We start from the raw sequence: 18416 nt of genomic DNA, 5'->3' as shown, positions 1-18416 counted from the left end.
GAGAAAAGTCATGATCTTGGGGATCGATGTGGGTGGAACGCATACCGATGCCGTCCTCATCAAGGGCAGGACGATTCTCCACAAGGTGAAGGTTCTCACCGACCGGGAGGATATCGGTCGTTCTCTTGTTCACGCGGCCACCCTGATTATCGACGCCGCGCAACCGGCACGCCTGGAGCGAGCGGTCCTCAGCACCACCATATCGACGAACGCGATCGTGGAAAACACAATAAGTCCCGTGGCCATGATTCTGGCTCATGGTCCCGGGATCCCGCCGTCGCTTCTTGCCGTCGGCGAGCACAGCCGGTTCATTTCCGGCTACGTGAACCACCGGGGTATTTCCGTGGTTCCCGTCGACCGGAGCGAGGTGGAAAGCATCGTTTGTGATCTTCAAGAGCAGGGGATCCACCATGTCGGCATTGTGGGCAAGTTTTCTCCCCGGAACCCGGGAATTGAGCTTGACATAGAGGCAATCGCGGGATCGGGATTCAAGCACGTGTCCCTTGGTCACCGCATGTCGGGAAATCTCAACTATCCCCGCCGGATCGCCACAACCTTCCTGAATGCGGCCGTCTGGAACATCTGTCGGGAGTTTATATCCATAATCACCGCTTCTGTCGGCCGTTTCGCAAGGAAGTTTCCTCTGTATATTCTGAAAGCGGACGGGGGTACCCTTGACATACACCAATCGTTGCATTACCCGGTACAGACGATCCTGTCCGGTCCCGCCGCGAGCATCATGGGAATTCTCAGCCTTTCGGAGTGCCGGGACGATGCCGTTGCCCTTGATATCGGCGGCACTACGACAGACATTGCCCTCCTTGCCGACGGTGTTCCTCTCCTGGAACCTCAAGGCGTCACCATCGCGAACCACAAAACGCTCATTCGAGGGCTTCGAACGCGGTCCATAGGTGTCGGTGGAGACAGTGCCGTCGTCTATGAACAGGGAACGTTCGTCATTGGTCCGGAACGGCTCGGACCTGCCGCCGCTTTCGGAGGCCCCGGTCCGACTCCCACGGACGCGATGATCGTTTTGGGTCTTGTTTCCAGAGGCGACAGAATGAAGGCCGTGGATGCCCTTCGCCCCCTGGCCGAAAAAGCGGGATGTTCTGTGGAGAAAACAGCTGAAGGAATCTTTGACGGAGCCTGCAGGAAGATTGCCGTTGCTGCGACCGAAATGATAGGTGCCGTTAATAATCAGCCCGTATACACTGTTCATGAGCTCCTGGAGGGCCGGATTCTGGCACCGAAAGTGCTTTATGTCGCAGGCGGGCCCGCGGCAGCCATGGCACCGCGTATCGGAGCCTTAATCAGCTGTACCGCCGTCGTTCCCCCCGATGCCGAGGTGGCCAATGCCGTCGGAGCCGCACTGGCTCGAACCACGACGGAGTTGACGCTGCTGGCGGATACGGAAAAAAGAATCCTGACGATCGTGGAGGAGGGCATCCGGCGTTCCATACCGGCAGATTTCAGCAGGGAGGAGGCACGTTCCCTGTGCCTGGACCATCTGAAAAAGAGAGCCATGGCCATGGGTGCCCGCAAAGAGGACCTTGTGATGGAGATTACGGAAGACCAGTCTTTTAACATGATTCGCGGATTTGTCACCACGGGCCGCAACATACGGATACGGGCCCAGATAAAACCGGGACTCATTGCAAGTGTCGAGCAAAGGAGGAGCTCATGAACAGGGCCGGGAGAACGGGGCTCGTTTTTTTCCCCGCCCTTGACTGGGCCATATCGCCCACCCACCCGGAACGGGAGGAACGACTCCTCTACACGCAGGACCAGGTCTTTGAAGAGGGCCTGCTGGATCTTGAGAACATAACGGAATATAAACCGGGGATTGCGACGGTCAATGACATCAACAGGGTGCATATCTGTGTGCCCGACTCTGAAGCCGTCACTACCGAATCTCATCTTGTTTCCGCAGGTGGAGCCATCACCGCCGCGGAACGGGTGCTTCGGGGCGATGCGGACAACGCCTTCGCTCTGGTCCGGCCGCCGGGGCATCATGCCATGAGGGTCGTCCACGGTGCCCGGGGCTTCTGCAATATCAACATCGAAGCCGTCATGGTGGAATACATACGCAAACACCATGGCCACCGGAGAATAGCCATAGTCGATACGGACTGTCATCATGGGGACGGAACACAGGATATATTCTGGCACGACCCCGACACGCTCTTCATTTCGATGCACCAGGACGGCAGAACCCTCTACCCGGGATCGGGGTTTCCCCGTGAGACAGGCGGGCCGAACGCCCGGGGGCTGACCGTCAATATTCCCCTGCCCCCGGGAACGTCGGACGAAGGGTTTCTGTTTGCCCTGAACAATCTCATTATGCCGATTCTGGATGATTTCAAGCCCGACCTGATCATCAACTCCGCCGGGCAGGACAATCACTACAGCGATCCCATTACAAACATGAACTTCACCGCCCGGGGCTACGCGATGCTGACAGACCGCCTGAAGCCCCAAATCGCCGTTCTGGAGGGCGGATATTCTGTTGAAACGGCACTTCCCTATATCAACGTGGGCATCATACTGGCCCTGGCCGGTGTGGACTACGGATTTGTGAGGGAGCCCGACTATGACCCGCAGCGGCTGAAACAGGATGCCGACGTTACGGCATACATAGAACGGCTCATTCCGGCTCTCCATAACCAGTGGAAGGAAATCCGCTCCCGAAAGGAATCGTCAGCCGCGGCGGATTCATTCGAAGAGCGAAAAAGAGTCATTTTTTACGACACGGACAACATTCACGAAGAGCAGATCGAACGAGTCAGGTTGTGTGATGAATGTGGAGGGTTGCTCACCATTGACTCGATGGCGGACACGGGTACCCGCATTTTTGCCGTTATCGTTCCGGGCAGGGGATGTGAACAGTGCAGGCGGAGAGGTGAGGATATGTTCGCGTCGACGCACCATGGCGGCATCTACAATTATCTCTATTTCCAGGACCGTGACCGGGACATCTTCCTGCGGCGCTGATCCCTCTGCCTCCCTCCCCCGATGATTTTGACAGGACGTTCTCTTTATGCTAATGCCGTGTAACAACAAATCCTTCTGAGCAAAACCTGTTGCGTGAGACGGCACCGGCATCAGACTGCCTGATGCACACGCAGCTTATCAGGATACCCGTTCCCGGCATCTTATAACGTGTTCATACAGGAAGGAATATGCTGTGACAACCAGTCGCACCCTGATGGCATTCGAACGGATACAGGGAATTATGGCGCGACTGCGCTCCCCCGAAGGCTGTCTCTGGGACCGGCGGCAGACCATGGCGGACCTGGGAGGATATCTCATGGACGAAGCCTGCGAGGTTTTGGATGCCATAGACGAAGGGTCCCCGGATCACCTGAAGGAGGAGTTAGGAGATCTTTTCTTCCAGATTATTTTCATTGCCCGTATTGCCGAAGAGGAGGGGGCCTTTGACATGGCCGACGTTATGGTCGGTATCGGGGATAAAATGATTCGCCGTCATCCTCACGTGTTCGACTCTTTGAAGGCGGACACGGTAAGCGCCATCAGGGAAAACTGGGAGGCGATAAAACGCCGGGAAGGCCGGGGCAGAGGTGACAGGGAATCCTTCTTTGAGAGTGTTCCCCGTTCCCTTCCTCCCCTGAGACGAGCCTTGAAAATAACAGACAAAGCGGCACGGGTCGGGTTTGACTGGAGCGACCGTGACGGTGTAATTGACACGATCAGGGAGGAACTGGATGAGCTTGGAGCGTCTCTGTCAGATCGGGATGCCCGTGGAATCGAAGAAGAACTGGGGGATCTTCTGTTTTCCCTGGTCAATCTGTGCCGCCATGCCCGGGTCGATCCCGACCGTGCCCTGCGGGGTTCCATTCGAAAGTTTGAAGACCGTTTCTCCTTTATTGTCGACCGCCTCGCCCGGGAAAATAAAACTCCGGAAACCGCAACCATGGACGACATGGAGCGGCTGTGGAAGTTATCAAAAGAGAACGGTATACTTGGAGACATTCCATGAAGTTACTACTCTGCGTCGTCGGGCTGATTCTGATCATCGAGGGACTTCCCTACTTTACCTTTCCTGATCGCATCAAGGTCTATCTTACCAGAATCATTGAAACACCTTCGTCGACGCTTCGGACTGTCGGTTTTTTTTCCATAATTATCGGCGCGGTCCTGGTTTATTTTGGGCGGATCTGACGGAGCCTGCCGACGGTCTCCTCCACATTATCGTTGACATTACAGAATCTTTTTGGTTATCTTCGACCACTTTTCACCATGAGAATTAAGGATTTCATCTACAGTCTGCCCGAGGATCGCATCGCCCAGGAGCCCTCCCCGTCACGGGACCAGTCCCGTATGATGGTGGTGGACAGAAACGAGGAATCCATCAAAAATCTTCGTTTCACGGATTTTCCGGGGTTTCTGGGTCCCGGTGACGTTCTGGTGGTGAATGACTCCCGGGTGATACCCGCCCGCCTGACGGGACGGAAATCCACCGGAGGCCGCGTGGAAATACTGTTACTGGAACGGTGGAACGAGACGGATTCCTGGCGCGTGATGCTCCGGCCCGCGAAACGGGTGGAAGCCGGCACGAGGATTTTCTTTGATAACGGGGTGTACGGTGATGTTGCCCGCAGGACGACCGACAAGACCTGGATCATTGATTTTAATGTGGCGGGGGATTTTAATGACTTTCTCACGGAATGCGGATCCGTCCCCCTCCCCCCCTATATAAAAAGGAATCCGGCCCGGCCCGGGTCGGTCAATGATCGTGAGCGATACCAGACGATTTACGCCTCCGAGCCGGGCTCCATAGCCGCTCCCACAGCGGGGCTGCATTTTTCCGAGAACGTTCTCGACGAGCTCAGGGTCCGGGGGGTTACCATCGTATTCGTAACGCTCCACGTCGGGTTCGGAACATTTTTACCCCTGACGACAGCCCAGGTGGAAGATCACGTTATGGAAGCGGAACGGTACTCCCTGTCCGAAAAGGTCGCCCGGACCATACATCGGGGGCGCCGCGTCATTGCCGTAGGCACCACGTCGGTGAGAACCATTGAAACAGCGGCTCTTGAAACCGGTTCCGTCACCGCGGCGACAGGCGAAACGAGCCTCTTCATTTACCCGGGATTTCGGTTCAGGGTTACGGGGGGTCTGCTGACTAATTTTCACCTCCCCGCTTCATCCCTCTTTCTTCTCATATGTGCCTTCGGGGGGACCCAACTGATGAAGCGGGCCTACAGGAAGGCCATCGATGAGGGTTACCGTTTCTACAGTTACGGGGACTGTATGCTCATCCTGTAACATCGGCACGACAATCGTGGTCACGGGGGCGCGTTGCTATCATGAATAAACCGGGAACCTGCCGCCGGGCGGACGGTCAACCCCCGGACACATTCCGCTTCCAGTTGACCGGGGTGGATCATTCATCGCGGGCCAGAACGGGCCGCATCCGCACGCCCCATGGTTTCGTCGAAACACCTGTGTTCATGCCCGTTGGAACCCAGGGGACCGTCAAGGGGCTCACACCGGAAATGGTGCGTCAAGCGGGTGCCTCCATGATACTTGGTAACACCTATCACCTGTTCCTCAGGCCGGGCCATGATCGTATCAGAAGGCTCGGCGGCCTGCACCGCTTCATGAACTGGCATGGTCCCATTCTGACCGACAGCGGTGGTTTCCAGATATACAGCCTCGGGTCCCTCAGAAAGCGGACGGAAGAAGGTTATGCCTTTCAATCTCATATCGACGGCTCATCCCATGTCATGACGCCCGAAATCTGCATCGCTGTTCAGGAAGCTCTGGGATCGGACATCATGATGTGTCTCGATGAATGCCTGCCGTACCCGGTGTCATTCACGCAGGCCGAGACATCCCTGGGTATGACGCTCCGATGGGCGAAGCGTTGCGCCGAAGCACGCCGGCACCACAGCAGATCGCTCTTCGGCATATCGCAGGGCGTCGTTTACCCTGCATTGAGAAAGCAGGGGATCGAAGCACTCCAGGAAATCGGCTTTGACGGTTACGCCCTGGGAGGTCTCAGCGTAGGGGAACCGAAGGAGCTTCTTTACGAAACCGTTGATTTTTCAGCACCGTACCTTCCTCCCGACAAACCGCGCTACCTCATGGGCGTGGGAACGCCGGAAGATATCCTGGAGTGTGTGGGCATGGGAATGGACATGTTCGACTGCGTCATGCCGACGCGAAATGCCCGTAACGGAATGTTGTTTACAAAGCAGGGAAAGCTTGTTATAAAAAACGCCCGATACCGGGATGACGGCAACCCATTGGATGATCAGTGCGGATGCTATACCTGCCGCAATTACAGCAGGGCCTATTTGAGACATTTGTTTATCGCCAGGGAAATCCTGGCGATTGTTTTGAATACGATCCATAATGTCACGTTTTACATGACGCTCATGAAAGAAATCAGAGAGGCGATTCAGAGAGGAACATACGAGGCCTTTCGAAGGACCTTTCTTGAAAGCTGCAGAACACACAACGAGGAGGATCCAGTCCAATGACCAGTTTAGCCTATGCGATGGGCGCGTCAGGCCAGGGCGGGGGGGCCCAGGGCGGTGCGGATTTCAGCTTTATCTTGCTTATGGTGGCGATGTTCGTCATTTTCTATTTTCTTTTGATCCGGCCCCAGCACAAAAAGCAGAAAGAGCTGAAGGAAATGATCGCCAATCTCAAGCACGGCGACCAGGTGATCACCTCCAGCGGAATGTATGGTAAAATCACAGCTCTGACGGATCAGACCGTAACGCTTGAAATTGCTGAAAAAACGAAAATCAAGCTTGCCCGCAACGCCATCGGTGCCGTTGTCGAGCGCAGTGGTGAGCCGCCTGTCACCCCGAAGGCTTCTTGAAGTCGTTGTGTCTGTTGAGGAAGGATCCTGTCCATGTTTGACAAGAATATCAGGCTGAGGATAGTCATTGCCGTCGTGGTCAGCCTCGTAGCGATCTTCTACATGATGCCCTCGTTGACGGACCGTCTCCCCGCCTTTTGGAAAAACAACCTTCCCAGCGAAGCGGTCCGCCTTGGACTGGACCTGCAGGGCGGTATGCATCTTATTCTGGAAGTCCAGACCGATCGGGCCGTGGAAAGTTCCCTTGAACGGATGGGAGGCAATCTCAAGGATGCGCTCATGGGAGAACGGGTCCGTTTCCGGGAACTTGAGTCGCGGGACGCCGATGCCATGGTGTTCGCCCTGCCCGATGAGGACTCGGCGCGACGGTTTAAAATCATCCTCACGGACCAATTCCCCACGCTTAAAATCGATTCGTCGCAAATCGCCGACGGTGTCGAGCGAGTTACGCTCAAGGTTGATGCCCAACAGGTTGAAGCGATAAAAAAATTCGCCCTGGAGCAGAGTCTCGAAACCATCAGAAACAGGGTGGACCAGTTCGGTGTCACCGAACCTCAAATCATTCCCCAGGGCAGGGACCGCATTCTTATCCAGTTTCCCGGCATCGATGATCCGCTGCGCGCCATAAACCTGATCGGGAAAACGGCCCTCCTGGAATTCAAGCTGGTCAATGACGAATTCAGCCTGGACGAGGCGTTGCGGGGTGCTGTTCCTCCCGGCAATGAAATTCTCTACGGAACCGGGGTTGACCGCGTTTCCGGTGCGCGGACCAGAACCCCCTACCTCCTCTATTCCCGCGCGTTGCTGACGGGCGATGCCCTCGAAGACGCCCGGGTGGCAATTGAAGGACGTTTCGGAGCGCCCTACGTGTCGATCAAATTCGATACCCAGGGTGCCCGTGATTTTGAAAGAATTACGGCACAGCATGTAAGGAAACGGCTTGCCATCGTTCTGGATGGCGTGGTGCACTCGGCGCCGGTGATACAGGAACGGATTTCAGGAGGCCAGGCGCAGATAACCGGGGATTTTTCAATGGAAGATGCGCGGGATCTCGCCATCGTCCTGCGGGCGGGAGCACTGCCGGCGCCGGTCGTCATACTGGAACAACGAAGAGTTGGACCCTCGCTGGGTCAGGACTCCATCGACAAGGGATTTCTTTCCGTTGTCGTGGGAACCCTCCTGGTGCTGGCACTCATGATCGTTTACTACAATTACTCGGGCATCATCGCCGTCGTTGCTCTTCTGATGAATTTCATTCTGATCTTCGGGGCCCTGGCGGCCTTCAAGGCAACACTGACCCTGCCCGGTGTGGCAGGGATCGTTCTGATCATCGGTATGGCGGTTGATGCCAATGTCCTCATATTTGAAAGGATCCGGGAAGAGCTTCGCCTGGGCAAGTCGCCCCGGGCCGCCGTTAAGGCAGGCTACGGGAAAGCCCTGTTAACCATTGTGGACGCCAACGTAACCACACTCATCGCGGCCCTCGTTCTCTTCCAGTTCGGTACGGGACCCGTTCGCGGATTTGCCGTGACCCTCAGCCTGGGTATTATCTGCAGTATGTTCACGGCAATTTTCGTCACCAGGATCATTTTCGATTATTTCATCTGGTACCGCAAAGTTCAGCGGGTCAGCATATAGGAGCAGGCGATGGAATTCATCAGGCCCGACACGAAATTTGATTTCTTGCGCCACTCGCGGATCGCCATCATCGCCTCCCTGGTAATGATCGTTATCGGCGCGGCTTCCCTCGTCATTCAAGGCGGCCCACGACTCGGTATCGATTTTGCCGGAGGAACCCTGATCCAGGTGAAGTTCGACACGTCCACCACGGCGGGAGACATACGAAGCGCCCTCAGGCAGACCGACATGGCCGGCAGCCTCATTCAGCAGTTCGGCACCGCCCATGAAAACGAGTTTCTCATTCGAACCGAGATGTCGGGTACTGAACTCGAGGGTCTTGCTGAACTCGTTGAAGGTGCCCTGGCCGCGCATTTCGGAGCTGAACATGTGGATATCAGGCGTGTCGAAGTGGTAGGGGCTGCCGTGGGCAAGGATCTCCGCCAGAAAGGCATGCTTTCCATCGTGTACGCCATGATCGGCATGCTCATCTACATCACCTGGCGTTTTGAGCTGCGTTTCGCCGTGGGGGCCATCACGGCCCTGGTTCACGACATTCTTGTCACCGTCGGAGCATTTTCTCTCCTGGACAAAGAATTCTCTCTGGCCGTTATCGCGGCCCTGCTTACCATCATCGGGTATTCCCTGAACGATACCATCGTTGTGTTTGACCGGATACGGGAGAACGCAAAAGGCGTCGGCGGGAAGCAGCTTCACGAGGTGGTCAATCTCAGCATCAACCAGACCTTGAGCAGAACCCTGCTCACGTCCTTCACGACGCTTCTGGTCGTAATCGCCCTCTTTTTCCTGGGCGGCGCCGTTATTCATGATTTTGCCTTCGCGCTCATGATAGGCATTATTGTGGGTACCTATTCCTCGATATTTATCGCAAGCCCCGTCGCTCTTGCCTGGGAGCGTCTGTGGCCTTTGTCGGCGAAGAAAAAAAAGAGGTAATCCCGGCGTGTCTCCCTTTGAAACGTTAGGTTTTACGGTGTTTATACTGGTTCTCTTCCTGGGAGTTTACGCCATAATTTACGGTTTTCCGGGGACGGTCATCATCTTCATCGATGCCCTGGTTTTTTCCGCCGCCACCGGGTTCAGCATAATCGAATGGAAGCACCTGGTGTGCATCGCTCTTATCGTTCTGTCCGTGGAAACAGCCGATGCCCTCATAGGCCTTTCCAACACGAAGCGGCCCGCGGTTTCCAGGGCCGGAATCGTAGCCTCCGGTGCCGGGGCGGCCATTGGCGCCGTGGTCCTGACGCCCCTGCTTCTTGCTCCGGGGACGTTCCTGGGAATGTTCCTCGGCGGCCTGGCAGGCCTGTTTGTGATGCAGCGGATCGAACAACACACATTAAAGCCGGTTTTTCGGGAGCCCACGAAGGCCATGCTCGTCAGGATCGCGGCGACATGCGGGAAAGGTACCGCGGCGATGGCGATGGCGGTATTCATGCTGGCGCGCCTGTATTCATAGTGGAAAGAACATGGGAAACGACACGGGAAAAAACAAAAAAAGCATTTTCAGGGAATACGCGAAAACTTTCATCATTGCCATTCTGATTGCACTCTTTGTGAGAACCTTTGTGGTGCAGGCCTTCAAGATTCCCTCCGGTTCAATGAAAGACACCCTGCTGGTGGGAGACCATGTACTTGTCAGCAAATTCAGCTACGGGGTGAAACTTCCCCTGATAAGAAAAACCTTGATTCCTTTCGGTACGCCGAAACAGGGCGACATAGCCGTCTTCATCTATCCTGAAGACAGGAGCAAGGATTTCATCAAGCGTGTCATTGCCGTTGAGGGAGACCTGGTGGAAATCCGGAACAAGGAAATCTTTGTCAACGGTAAACCCTATAGGGACAACCACGGCGTCTACCGGGATGAGATCGTCTACCCGCGGTCGGTTCAGCCCCGGGATAACTTCGGTCCCGTACGGGTACCCGAAGGTCACGTCTTTACCATGGGAGACAATCGCGATGAAAGCTACGACAGCCGCTTCTGGGGCTTCGTCGGTCTCGACGACTTGCACGGCAAGGCCTTCCTCATATACTGGTCCTGGAACGGAGAAGAAAGCAGCGTCCGCTGGAACAGGATCGGTACCATACTGAAGTAAATCTTGACAGAGCCGGGTCCCGTTGTTATACATCAAGCAATGTAATCGAGTGTCGATGAGTTCGTAAAAACTCGGACAAACGTCCGACTTTAGGCGGCTTTGTAAAAAATTCCTTAAGGTGGGTCGCGCACATCCCTGAAAATACGGCGTACCTGTGGGTACGCCGCAGTGACGAAGGCCGGAGGGAGACCTTTGAAAAACTATCGAAGCCGTCAGTACAGGTAACAGCGATAGGAATCATGTCTGTGGCACGCATCTTCGTACCAGCCTGGTGAGCCTTCCCCCTGTCGGCGGGAAGGTTTTTTTTGATCTTTGATGATTTTCTGAAAGTTGTCGACCGGGGCTTATAAGCAACAGGAGTGAATACATGGGGGGCACAAAGCGCGTTGTCATGGATGCGGAAGCTATAGACCGCTCTGTGACGAGAATCGCCTACGAGATGCTGGAGGACAACAAAGGCGCCTCGGACCTGATTCTCGTAGCCATACGATCCGGTGGTATTCTTTTGTCCGGGAGGATACAGAAAGCAATAATCCGTATTGAAGGCATTGAAATTCCTACAGGAATACTCGACATAACACTCTACAGGGACGACGTCGTCATGACCGGGAAAATGCCGAAGATGGGAGAAACAGATATACCTTGTTCTCTGAACGGCAAAAAGGTGGTGCTCGTGGACGATGTTATATTTACAGGCCGAACGATCCGGGCGGCCATGGACGCGCTCATGGACTTCGGCCGACCGCAACTCGTGCGCCTGGCTGTCCTGATTGACCGGGGTCATCGGGAGTTGCCCATCCGACCCGATTACGTCGGGGAAAGACTTCCATCGGCCCTGTGGGAAGACGTGAGTGTCAACCTTTCTGAATCGGGTTTATCCGACGAAGTCGTTATCCTTTGAGTGGATTATCTTATTGAACGGGGCGTTGAAACGAAAACGGTCCTGACAGCCGTCCCGGAGGTGGATTCTCCGGGTGTCGGCAAAGCCGAACAGGGGAACAGATGAAACTCGCGAGAAAAGATGTTCTGGGATTGAGAGATTTTTCTGCCGATGAAATCAATCTTGTTCTCGAAACAGCTGAATCGTTCAGGGAGATATCAACTCGAACCATCAAAAAGGTTCCTACACTGCGGGGGATCACCGTCATCAACCTGTTTTATGAAGCCAGCACCAGGACCCGGACATCCTTTGAAATAGCGGCTAAACGTCTCAGTGCCGATGCAGTGAACATATCCAGCTCAACCAGCAGCGTGGTTAAAGGCGAATCCTTTGTGGATACGGCGAAAACCCTTGAAGCCATGAGCCCGGATATCATTGTCATCCGGCATGCCTGTGCGGGAGCCCCCCATATTCTCGCGCGTCTGTTGAGTCAGTCCATTATCAATGCCGGCGACGGATCCCACGAACATCCCACCCAGGCCCTGCTCGACATGCTTACCATCCGGCAGAAAAAGGGGGGCATAGAAGGCCTCAAAGTGGTCATCGTGGGCGATATCGCCTGCAGCCGCGTGGCCCGCTCGAATATTTACGGTTTAACGACCATGGGAGCACGGGTTACCCTCTGCGGACCCGCCATGCTGATCCCCCGGGCAGTGGAAAACATGGGGGTCACGGTGGAAACGGACATGAAGAAAGCTCTCAGGGATGCCGATGTGGTGATGATGCTCCGCATGCAGGTGGAGCGGCAACATGCGGTGACCTTCTTCCCTTCAGCCCGGGAATACGCCAGGCTTTTCTGCCTGACCCGCTCCATGCTCGACCATGCCTCCGAAGACGTTATCGTCATGCATCCCGGTCCGATGAACAGGGGTATTGAAATTTCGCCTGAAGTGGCCGATGGGCCGTGGTCGGTTATTCTTGACCAGGTTACAAACGGTGTCGCCGTCCGGATGGCCCTTCTCTATCTGCTGGCAGGAGGAAGCCAATGAAACTGATTATCAAGGGCGCCAGAATCGTTGATCCCTCCCAGGATATGGATGAAACCCTGGACCTGCTTATCGAAGATGGGCTCGTCACGAAAATCGCCCGGGCTATTCCTGCTCCCCGAAGATCCGGTCAGGGTGTTGCCGTAGTCTATGACGGGGAAGGGAAAACAGTTGTCCCGGGGCTCATCGACATGCACACCCATTTCAGGGAGCCGGGCTTTGAGTACAAGGAGACGGTCCTGTCCGGAGGAGAGGCGGCGCTGGCCGGCGGTTTCACCGCCGTTGCATGCATGGCGAACACGAAACCCGTCAACGACAACAGGTCCGTTACGGAATTTATTCTTCGTCAGGCCGCCCGAGCGGACAAGGCTCGGGTATATCCCGTGGCGGCCATCAGCATGAATCTTGAAGGTACGCAGCTTACGGAGTTCGCCGATTTGAAGGATGCCGGTGCCGTTGCCCTTTCAGATGACGGAAAGTCCGTGGAGAACGGCGGCCTCATGAGGCAGGCCCTCGAGTACGCGCGGTCGCTGTCCCTGCCGGTGCTTTCGCACTGTGAAGACCGGGGACTGGCCGGAAACGGCATGATGAACGAAGGTTTTGTCGCGACCGAACTGGGTCTTCCGGGAATACCGTCGATATCGGAAGATGTCATGGTGGCCCGGGACATTGAAATTGCCCGTTACACGGGAACTACGGTTCATATCACCCATGTAAGCACCGCCGGGGCGGTGGCGCTCATACGGGATGCGAAAGCCCGGGGAGTGGCCGTAACGGCAGAAACGGCCCCCCATTATTTCACCCTGACCGATGATGCCCTTCGATCCTATTCGACAGACCTCAAAGTCTACCCTCCACTTCGGGAAACCAGGGACCGGGAAGCCGTCATGGAAGGACTTAAGGACGGAACCATTGATGCCATTGCCAGCGACCATGCCCCCCACTCTTCCATAGAAAAGGATGTTGAATTCGCCTACGCTGCCTCGGGGCTGATCGGTCTCGAAACATCCCTCGCCCTGTCCCTCGCGCTCGTAGAAAAGGGCATTCTCACCATGCCGGGACTCGTGAGGGCAATGAGCCTGAATCCGGCCCGAATCCTGGGCGTGAGCGGGGGAACCCTGCGAAAGGGTTCCATTGCCGACGTTACCGTCATCGACAGAAACAGGAACTGGACGGTGGATGTCTCGTCCTTCAGATCGAAAAGCAGAAATTGCCCGTTCCATGGTTGGGCGCTGACAGGTAAGGCCGTCATGACCATCGTCGGCGGTGTCATAAAATACCGGGACGACGACCTTCCCCTGTGACAGAGCCATGGATTCTGACGGCTTCGTAAAATGTACCGGTCGTTTATCAAAAGCCTCGGGAACCTGCATGGTCAAAGTGGTTGCCCCTGCGAGGGCGGACAATCAAGGTGTTTTGATGAATGCGCGCAAGCATGACGGAACGTTCGCGGGGCTGCTCCATCCCTCGGGACTCAAGCGCTTCAGTCTTGTTGTGGCCCTCTACACTCATTTTTTTTCGGCGGTCCGTACAGATGCCTTCGGGTTTTGCACCCTTTCCGGCCCTACAACGATATTTTCCAGGCATCTGCTGTGATGACCGGGCGTGCTGTAGAACGGGTGCGGGGCTATGTGCTGGCATACCGCGATTATGGAGAGTCTGACAGGATCGTCACCGTGCTTACCGGAGAAAAAGGGAAGTTCAAGGGGATTGCCAAGGGCGCGCGCAGGAGCAGGAAACGGTTCGCCAACGCTATTGAACTCTTCTGCCTTTCGTCGATTCTTGTTTCACGCCGTCGCCCGGAGGGGCTGTATCTCATCGAAGAGTGCGACGTTATCAATCATTATCCCGCCATCAGGGAAGATCTCGAAAAAACTCTTGCGGCGTCGTATTTCAGTGAACTTGTGGACCTTTTCACGGCGGAAGAAAAACCGGGTCCCCGCCTCTTTGATCACCTGAAGGGATTTCTCGACCTCCTTGAACACGGACCGCTCTCGGAGTCCCTGTCGAGGTTCTTTGAACTGCGTCTGCTCTCTCTTTCCGGCTATGAACCGGCCTTGGACCGGTGTGCCGGCTGCGGATCTCCGCTCGGCGGAACAAGAGGCCTTTCTTTTGTTCCGGAGGAAGGCAGGAGCAGGTGTGAGGGTTGCTGCGGACCTGAATCATCGGGGGTTCACCTCTCTCCCGGCACGATTCAAACCTTGATTGCGGGGAACACCATCGCCCTTGACAAAATAAGAAGGCTGTCCTTTACCGGCCGGGCGCTTCGGGAAAGCGATGCCATGATGTCTCGCCTCATTCGGCATATCCTGGGCCGGGAGCCCCGATCGATGAGGGTCTGCAAAGAAGTCCTTCTCCTGGCACGCCGAAAGGAAAGCAGTCCGTCCTGACGGTGCCGGTCGGCTCGGCGATGTCTGTCCTGATGCCTGCAACCCTGCCGAAATCCGACCTTTTGCCTTGACAGGTTTTGAGCGTGGTGATAGTTTCCGCAGGCGACAGATCATACACCTCTCTCACAATCCTGACGGATTCGTACGATGGTGCCGGAGGCTTGATTGCGCTCTTTCCTTCGTCACCGCGGCGTACCTCACGGTGTGCCTCGAGGAGCTTGTTACAACGCCGTCCTCTATCAGACGTTTTTCGACTTTGTACGAAACCGTCAATCCTGCGAAGGAGACAGGGAGTGACCCTTCAAGAACTCATCATGGCCCTCGACCGGTACTGGGCGGACCGGGGCTGCATCATCCAGCAACCGTACGATATCGAGGTGGGCGCGGGAACCTTCAACCCGGCAACCTTTCTCAGGGCGCTGGGTCCGGAACCCTGGAACGTGGCCTACGTGGAACCTTCCCGACGACCCACCGACGGGCGGTACGGAGAGAACCCGAACCGTCTTCAGCAGTACTATCAGTACCAGGTGATCATGAAGCCTTCGCCCATGGACATTCAGGATCTGTACCTGGATTCGCTGAAAAGTTTCGGTATCGAACCGCTGGATCATGATATTCGCTTCGTGGAAGATGACTGGGAATCTCCAACACTGGGTGCCTGGGGCCTGGGGTGGGAAGTCTGGCTCGACGGGATGGAAATAACCCAGTTCACATACTTTCAACAAGTAGGCGGCATCGACTTGAACCCTGTCTGCGTCGAGATCACCTATGGCATCGAACGTATCGCCATGTATCTCCAGAACGTGGACAACGTTTACAACCTGCAGTGGGCGCACGGCATTACCTACGGAGATGTTCACCACCGTGGAGAAGTTGAGGGCTCCAGGTACAATTTTGAATGCGCCGACACGGACATGCTGAGAGTTCTCTTCGACATGTACGAAGCGGAGTCTCGGAAAGCCGGTGATTGCGGGTTGGTGCTTCCCTCTTATGACTATTGCCTCAAATGCTCCCACGTGTTCAATATTCTCGATGCCCGGGGCGCCATAAGCGTTACGGAGCGGACCGGCTACATCGGGCGTGTGCGTAACCTGGCCCGGCTTGCCGCCGAGGCATATGTCAAACAACGCGATGACATGGGACATCCCTTGATGGGCCGGTGGAAAAACTCCTTGCCGGGATGAGTTTCCGGTACAACGGCGGGACGACAGACTGTGAAAAGGACACTCCATGGGCATGGAACTTCTGCTTGAAATAGGGACGGAGGAAATTCCGGCGGCGTTTCTTCCAAGGGCCCTGGACCACATGACGTCGACAATGCCGCGCGAGTTGTCCCGGTTGCGTATCACCCACGGTGCCGTGAAAACCATGGCGACGCCTCGACGTATGTTCCTCGCCGTCAGTGATGTGGCGGAACGGCAGGAGGACCAGGTGGTTGAAAAGGTGGGTCCTGCCGTTGGCGCCGCTTTCGACGAGGCGGGCAATCCCACGAAGGCCGCTCTGGGTTTTGCCCGTGGGCAGGGACTCGATGTCTCCGACCTGAAACGTGTATGTACCGGAAAGGGCGAATACCTGGCGGCACGGAAGCATATCGCCGGCGAGGATACGGCGACCATACTGGCTTCTTTACTGCCGGATTTTATCAGGGCCATACCGTTTCAGAAGTCCATGCGATGGAGGGATCTCGAACTTCGATTCGTTCGTCCGATTCACTGGATCCTGGCACTCTTCGGCGGAAGGGTGCTTCCCTTCGAAATCGGCGGCATCACAAGCGGAAGGAAAAGCCGGGGACACCGGTTCATGAATCCCGGCTCCTTCACCGTGGCGTCTCTCGACGAGTATATGCGCAAAACACGGGAGCATTGTGTTATCGTCGATGCGGAAGAGCGCAAAGAAATCATCCGGGAACAGGCGCACACGGCAGCATCGGATCTTTCAGGCAGGGTACTTGAAAACGAGGCCCTCCTTGAGGAGATAGCCTATCTCATTGAATACCCGTCTGTCGTGACCGGAACCTTTGACCGGGGATACCTCGATCTGCCCCGGGAGGTCCTCGTCACATCCATGATGAAACACCAGAAGTACTTTGCCGTTACCGATGAGACGGGAAACCTTCTCAACCATTTTATCGCGGTAAATAACACGGTGGCCCGGAACCCTGCCGTAGTGGCCGCCGGTAACGAGAAAGTGTTGCGGGCCCGTCTCGCGGACGCTCGCTTTTTCTTTGAGGAAGACCGGAAGAAGCCTCTCGAACAGGGACTGGAGGAACTTAAAAATGTCATTTTCCACAGCCTCATCGGGACTTCCTACGACAAGGTCATGCGGTTTCGCGAACTCGCCCGCCACATTGCCGGTATGGTCAATCCAGCCGTAACGGATATCGTGGACAGAGCCGCTCTTCTCTGCAAGGGAGACCTCGAGACACAGATGGTCTACGAATTTCCCGAACTGCAGGGAATAATGGGTCGTGAATACGCCCGAATACAGGGTGAAGATGCCGCCGTGGCCGACGCCATCTATGAACACTACCTGCCGATTCAGGCAGGCGGCGCGCTTCCGGAAAGCGACGCGGGTGCCATAATCAGCATCGCCGACAAGGTGGATACCATTACGGCATGTTTCGGCGTCAACCTCGTTCCCACGGGAACAGCCGATCCCTATGCCTTGCGGCGGCAGTCCCTGGGCGTTATCAACATCATTCTGGACAGATCCTGGCGCGTGGCCCTGGATGACCTGGTGCAACGAAGCCTGGCGACGATGGCACATATTCTGAAACGTCCCGCCGAGGAAACGGTGTCACAGATTCTGGAATTCTTCATGGCCCGGTTTCAAAATCAGCTTATTTCCCAGGGACGCCCCTACGATGTGGTGGACGCTGTTCTCTCCATCGGCGCTACGGATCTCGTTGATGCCGCGGCACGCATCGATGCCGTTGAGGCCTTCAAAAGCCACCCCGACTTTGAACCTCTGGTTATAGCGTTCAAACGGGTCGTCAATATTCTGAAGGGCTTCGAAGGAGGAATCCTCAAGGAAGAATACTTCAAGACCAATGCCGAAAGGGATCTTCACCGCTCTTTTCTGGACATCAGCGAAGAAGCCGGGGGAGCCCTGGGAACACGGAACTACCCCAAAGCCCTGGCGGCCATGGCGCGGCTCAGAAAACCCGTGGACACCTTCTTCGAAACGGTTCTGGTCATGGCCGATGACGAAACGGTTCGAACGAACCGGCTTTCTCTGCTGGCGGGTATAGCGGAACTTTTTTTCCGGGTGGCCGATTTCTCGAAAATCGTCACGGAACGCCAGACATCCGTCTGATTCACAGGAAACCCTTTCACGTGCTTCCGGGTCTCCTGTGACAGCTCCGTCCGTCTCACAGACCACCTCCATAAAGATACCCTCTAAACCGGACAGTGTACGTGCTCCCGACAATTGTCCGATTTTATGTGTCAGCAACAAATAGATTTGTCCGGTTTTATGTTGCCCGGACTGCCCGTCTCTGGTAATATCTTTGAACATCCA

Annotated in this window: 18 protein-coding genes; all 18 read left to right on the top strand. The window is 55.7% G+C overall.

Annotation, left to right across the window (positions count from 1 at the left end; all coding sequences use genetic code 11):
• Positions 1-10 precede the first annotated feature (10 nt).
• The 18 genes from M0Q23_00605 to glyS all read left to right on the top strand — a co-directional run bounded on the left by M0Q23_00605 (position 11) and on the right by glyS (position 18212).
• Complete coding sequence (locus tag M0Q23_00605) at positions 11-1684, top strand: hydantoinase/oxoprolinase family protein (GenBank protein MCK9527148.1); 1674 nt, start codon at positions 11-13, stop codon at positions 1682-1684.
• Positions 1681-2991 (top strand): histone deacetylase, encoded by a 1311-nt coding sequence (locus tag M0Q23_00600; protein MCK9527147.1) that lies wholly within the window; start codon positions 1681-1683, stop codon positions 2989-2991. The genes M0Q23_00605 and M0Q23_00600 overlap by 4 nt, the downstream gene beginning before the upstream one ends.
• 193 nt (positions 2992-3184) lie before the next feature.
• Positions 3185-3997: a nucleoside triphosphate pyrophosphohydrolase gene (mazG, locus tag M0Q23_00595; GenBank protein ID MCK9527146.1), complete on the top strand. Its 813-nt coding sequence runs from the start codon at positions 3185-3187 to the stop codon at positions 3995-3997.
• On the top strand, positions 3994-4179 hold the full coding sequence (locus tag M0Q23_00590; protein MCK9527145.1) for a DUF2065 domain-containing protein: 186 nt from the start codon (positions 3994-3996) through the stop codon (positions 4177-4179). The genes mazG and M0Q23_00590 overlap by 4 nt, the downstream gene beginning before the upstream one ends.
• A gap of 78 nt (positions 4180-4257) precedes the next feature.
• Positions 4258-5286 carry a tRNA preQ1(34) S-adenosylmethionine ribosyltransferase-isomerase QueA gene (gene queA, locus M0Q23_00585; protein ID MCK9527144.1) on the top strand — a complete coding sequence of 343 codons (1029 nt, stop codon included), beginning with the start codon at positions 4258-4260 and terminating at the stop codon, positions 5284-5286.
• A 41-nt stretch (positions 5287-5327) separates the two neighbouring features.
• Positions 5328-6506, top strand: coding sequence for a tRNA guanosine(34) transglycosylase Tgt (gene tgt, locus M0Q23_00580; protein ID MCK9527143.1), 1179 nt, complete (start codon positions 5328-5330; stop codon positions 6504-6506).
• Positions 6503-6853 carry a preprotein translocase subunit YajC gene (yajC, locus tag M0Q23_00575; GenBank protein ID MCK9527142.1) on the top strand — a complete coding sequence of 117 codons (351 nt, stop codon included), beginning with the start codon at positions 6503-6505 and terminating at the stop codon, positions 6851-6853. Before tgt ends, yajC begins: the two co-directional genes overlap by 4 nt.
• A gap of 33 nt (positions 6854-6886) precedes the next feature.
• Positions 6887-8491 (top strand): protein translocase subunit SecD, encoded by a 1605-nt coding sequence (secD, locus tag M0Q23_00570; GenBank protein MCK9527141.1) that lies wholly within the window; start codon positions 6887-6889, stop codon positions 8489-8491.
• A 9-nt stretch (positions 8492-8500) separates the two neighbouring features.
• Positions 8501-9424 (top strand): protein translocase subunit SecF, encoded by a 924-nt coding sequence (gene secF, locus M0Q23_00565; GenBank protein MCK9527140.1) that lies wholly within the window; start codon positions 8501-8503, stop codon positions 9422-9424.
• A 7-nt stretch (positions 9425-9431) separates the two neighbouring features.
• A complete protein-coding gene (locus M0Q23_00560; protein MCK9527139.1) occupies positions 9432-9944 on the top strand; it encodes a DUF456 family protein in 513 nt (170 codons plus the stop codon).
• Between the two features lie 10 nt (positions 9945-9954).
• Positions 9955-10581 (top strand): signal peptidase I, encoded by a 627-nt coding sequence (gene lepB, locus M0Q23_00555; GenBank protein MCK9527138.1) that lies wholly within the window; start codon positions 9955-9957, stop codon positions 10579-10581.
• Positions 10582-10948: 367 nt separating this feature from the next.
• The gene (gene pyrR, locus M0Q23_00550; GenBank protein ID MCK9527137.1) at positions 10949-11482 is read left to right on the top strand and encodes a bifunctional pyr operon transcriptional regulator/uracil phosphoribosyltransferase PyrR; all 534 of its coding nucleotides are present in this window, start codon (positions 10949-10951) and stop codon (positions 11480-11482) included.
• A 101-nt stretch (positions 11483-11583) separates the two neighbouring features.
• A complete protein-coding gene (locus M0Q23_00545) occupies positions 11584-12510 on the top strand; it encodes an aspartate carbamoyltransferase catalytic subunit (protein ID MCK9527136.1) in 927 nt (308 codons plus the stop codon).
• A complete protein-coding gene (locus M0Q23_00540) occupies positions 12507-13811 on the top strand; it encodes a dihydroorotase (GenBank protein MCK9527135.1) in 1305 nt (434 codons plus the stop codon). The genes M0Q23_00545 and M0Q23_00540 overlap by 4 nt, the downstream gene beginning before the upstream one ends.
• A 115-nt stretch (positions 13812-13926) precedes the next feature.
• On the top strand, positions 13927-14103 hold the full coding sequence (locus M0Q23_00535) for a hypothetical protein (protein ID MCK9527134.1): 177 nt from the start codon (positions 13927-13929) through the stop codon (positions 14101-14103).
• On the top strand, positions 14103-14897 hold the full coding sequence (gene recO / locus M0Q23_00530; GenBank protein ID MCK9527133.1) for a DNA repair protein RecO: 795 nt from the start codon (positions 14103-14105) through the stop codon (positions 14895-14897). Before M0Q23_00535 ends, recO begins: the two co-directional genes overlap by 1 nt.
• Before the next feature lie 293 nt (positions 14898-15190).
• Positions 15191-16081, top strand: coding sequence for a glycine--tRNA ligase subunit alpha (gene glyQ, locus M0Q23_00525; protein MCK9527132.1), 891 nt, complete (start codon positions 15191-15193; stop codon positions 16079-16081).
• Positions 16082-16127: 46 nt separating this feature from the next.
• Positions 16128-18212 carry a glycine--tRNA ligase subunit beta gene (glyS, locus tag M0Q23_00520; protein ID MCK9527131.1) on the top strand — a complete coding sequence of 695 codons (2085 nt, stop codon included), beginning with the start codon at positions 16128-16130 and terminating at the stop codon, positions 18210-18212.
• Positions 18213-18416: the final 204 nt, after the last annotated feature.

Source organism: Syntrophales bacterium (assembly GCA_023228425.1).
Taxonomy (GTDB): domain Bacteria; phylum Desulfobacterota; class Syntrophia; order Syntrophales; family UBA2210; genus MLS-D.
Note: the sequence above shows the minus strand (reverse complement) of the source record. Positions and strands in the feature narration are given on the sequence as shown.

Bases quoted from the DNA above. Each gene is read 5' to 3' on its own strand.
- M0Q23_00540 (MCK9527135.1), top strand. From the start codon at position 12,507: ATGAAACTGATTATCAAGGGCGCCAGAATCGTTGATCCCTCCCAGGAT.
- yajC (MCK9527142.1), top strand. From the start codon at position 6,503: ATGACCAGTTTAGCCTATGCGATGGGCGCGTCAGGCCAGGGCGGGGGG.
- M0Q23_00545 (MCK9527136.1), top strand. From the start codon at position 11,584: ATGAAACTCGCGAGAAAAGATGTTCTGGGATTGAGAGATTTTTCTGCC.
- glyS (MCK9527131.1), top strand. From the start codon at position 16,128: ATGGGCATGGAACTTCTGCTTGAAATAGGGACGGAGGAAATTCCGGCG.
- M0Q23_00590 (MCK9527145.1), top strand. From the start codon at position 3,994: ATGAAGTTACTACTCTGCGTCGTCGGGCTGATTCTGATCATCGAGGGA.
- pyrR (MCK9527137.1), top strand. From the start codon at position 10,949: ATGGGGGGCACAAAGCGCGTTGTCATGGATGCGGAAGCTATAGACCGC.
- secD (MCK9527141.1), top strand. From the start codon at position 6,887: ATGTTTGACAAGAATATCAGGCTGAGGATAGTCATTGCCGTCGTGGTC.
- M0Q23_00535 (MCK9527134.1), top strand. From the start codon at position 13,927: ATGAATGCGCGCAAGCATGACGGAACGTTCGCGGGGCTGCTCCATCCC.
- queA (MCK9527144.1), top strand. From the start codon at position 4,258: ATGAGAATTAAGGATTTCATCTACAGTCTGCCCGAGGATCGCATCGCC.
- recO (MCK9527133.1), top strand. From the start codon at position 14,103: ATGACCGGGCGTGCTGTAGAACGGGTGCGGGGCTATGTGCTGGCATAC.
- tgt (MCK9527143.1), top strand. From the start codon at position 5,328: ATGAATAAACCGGGAACCTGCCGCCGGGCGGACGGTCAACCCCCGGAC.
- secF (MCK9527140.1), top strand. From the start codon at position 8,501: ATGGAATTCATCAGGCCCGACACGAAATTTGATTTCTTGCGCCACTCG.
- M0Q23_00605 (MCK9527148.1), top strand. From the start codon at position 11: ATGATCTTGGGGATCGATGTGGGTGGAACGCATACCGATGCCGTCCTC.
- lepB (MCK9527138.1), top strand. From the start codon at position 9,955: ATGGGAAACGACACGGGAAAAAACAAAAAAAGCATTTTCAGGGAATAC.
- M0Q23_00600 (MCK9527147.1), top strand. From the start codon at position 1,681: ATGAACAGGGCCGGGAGAACGGGGCTCGTTTTTTTCCCCGCCCTTGAC.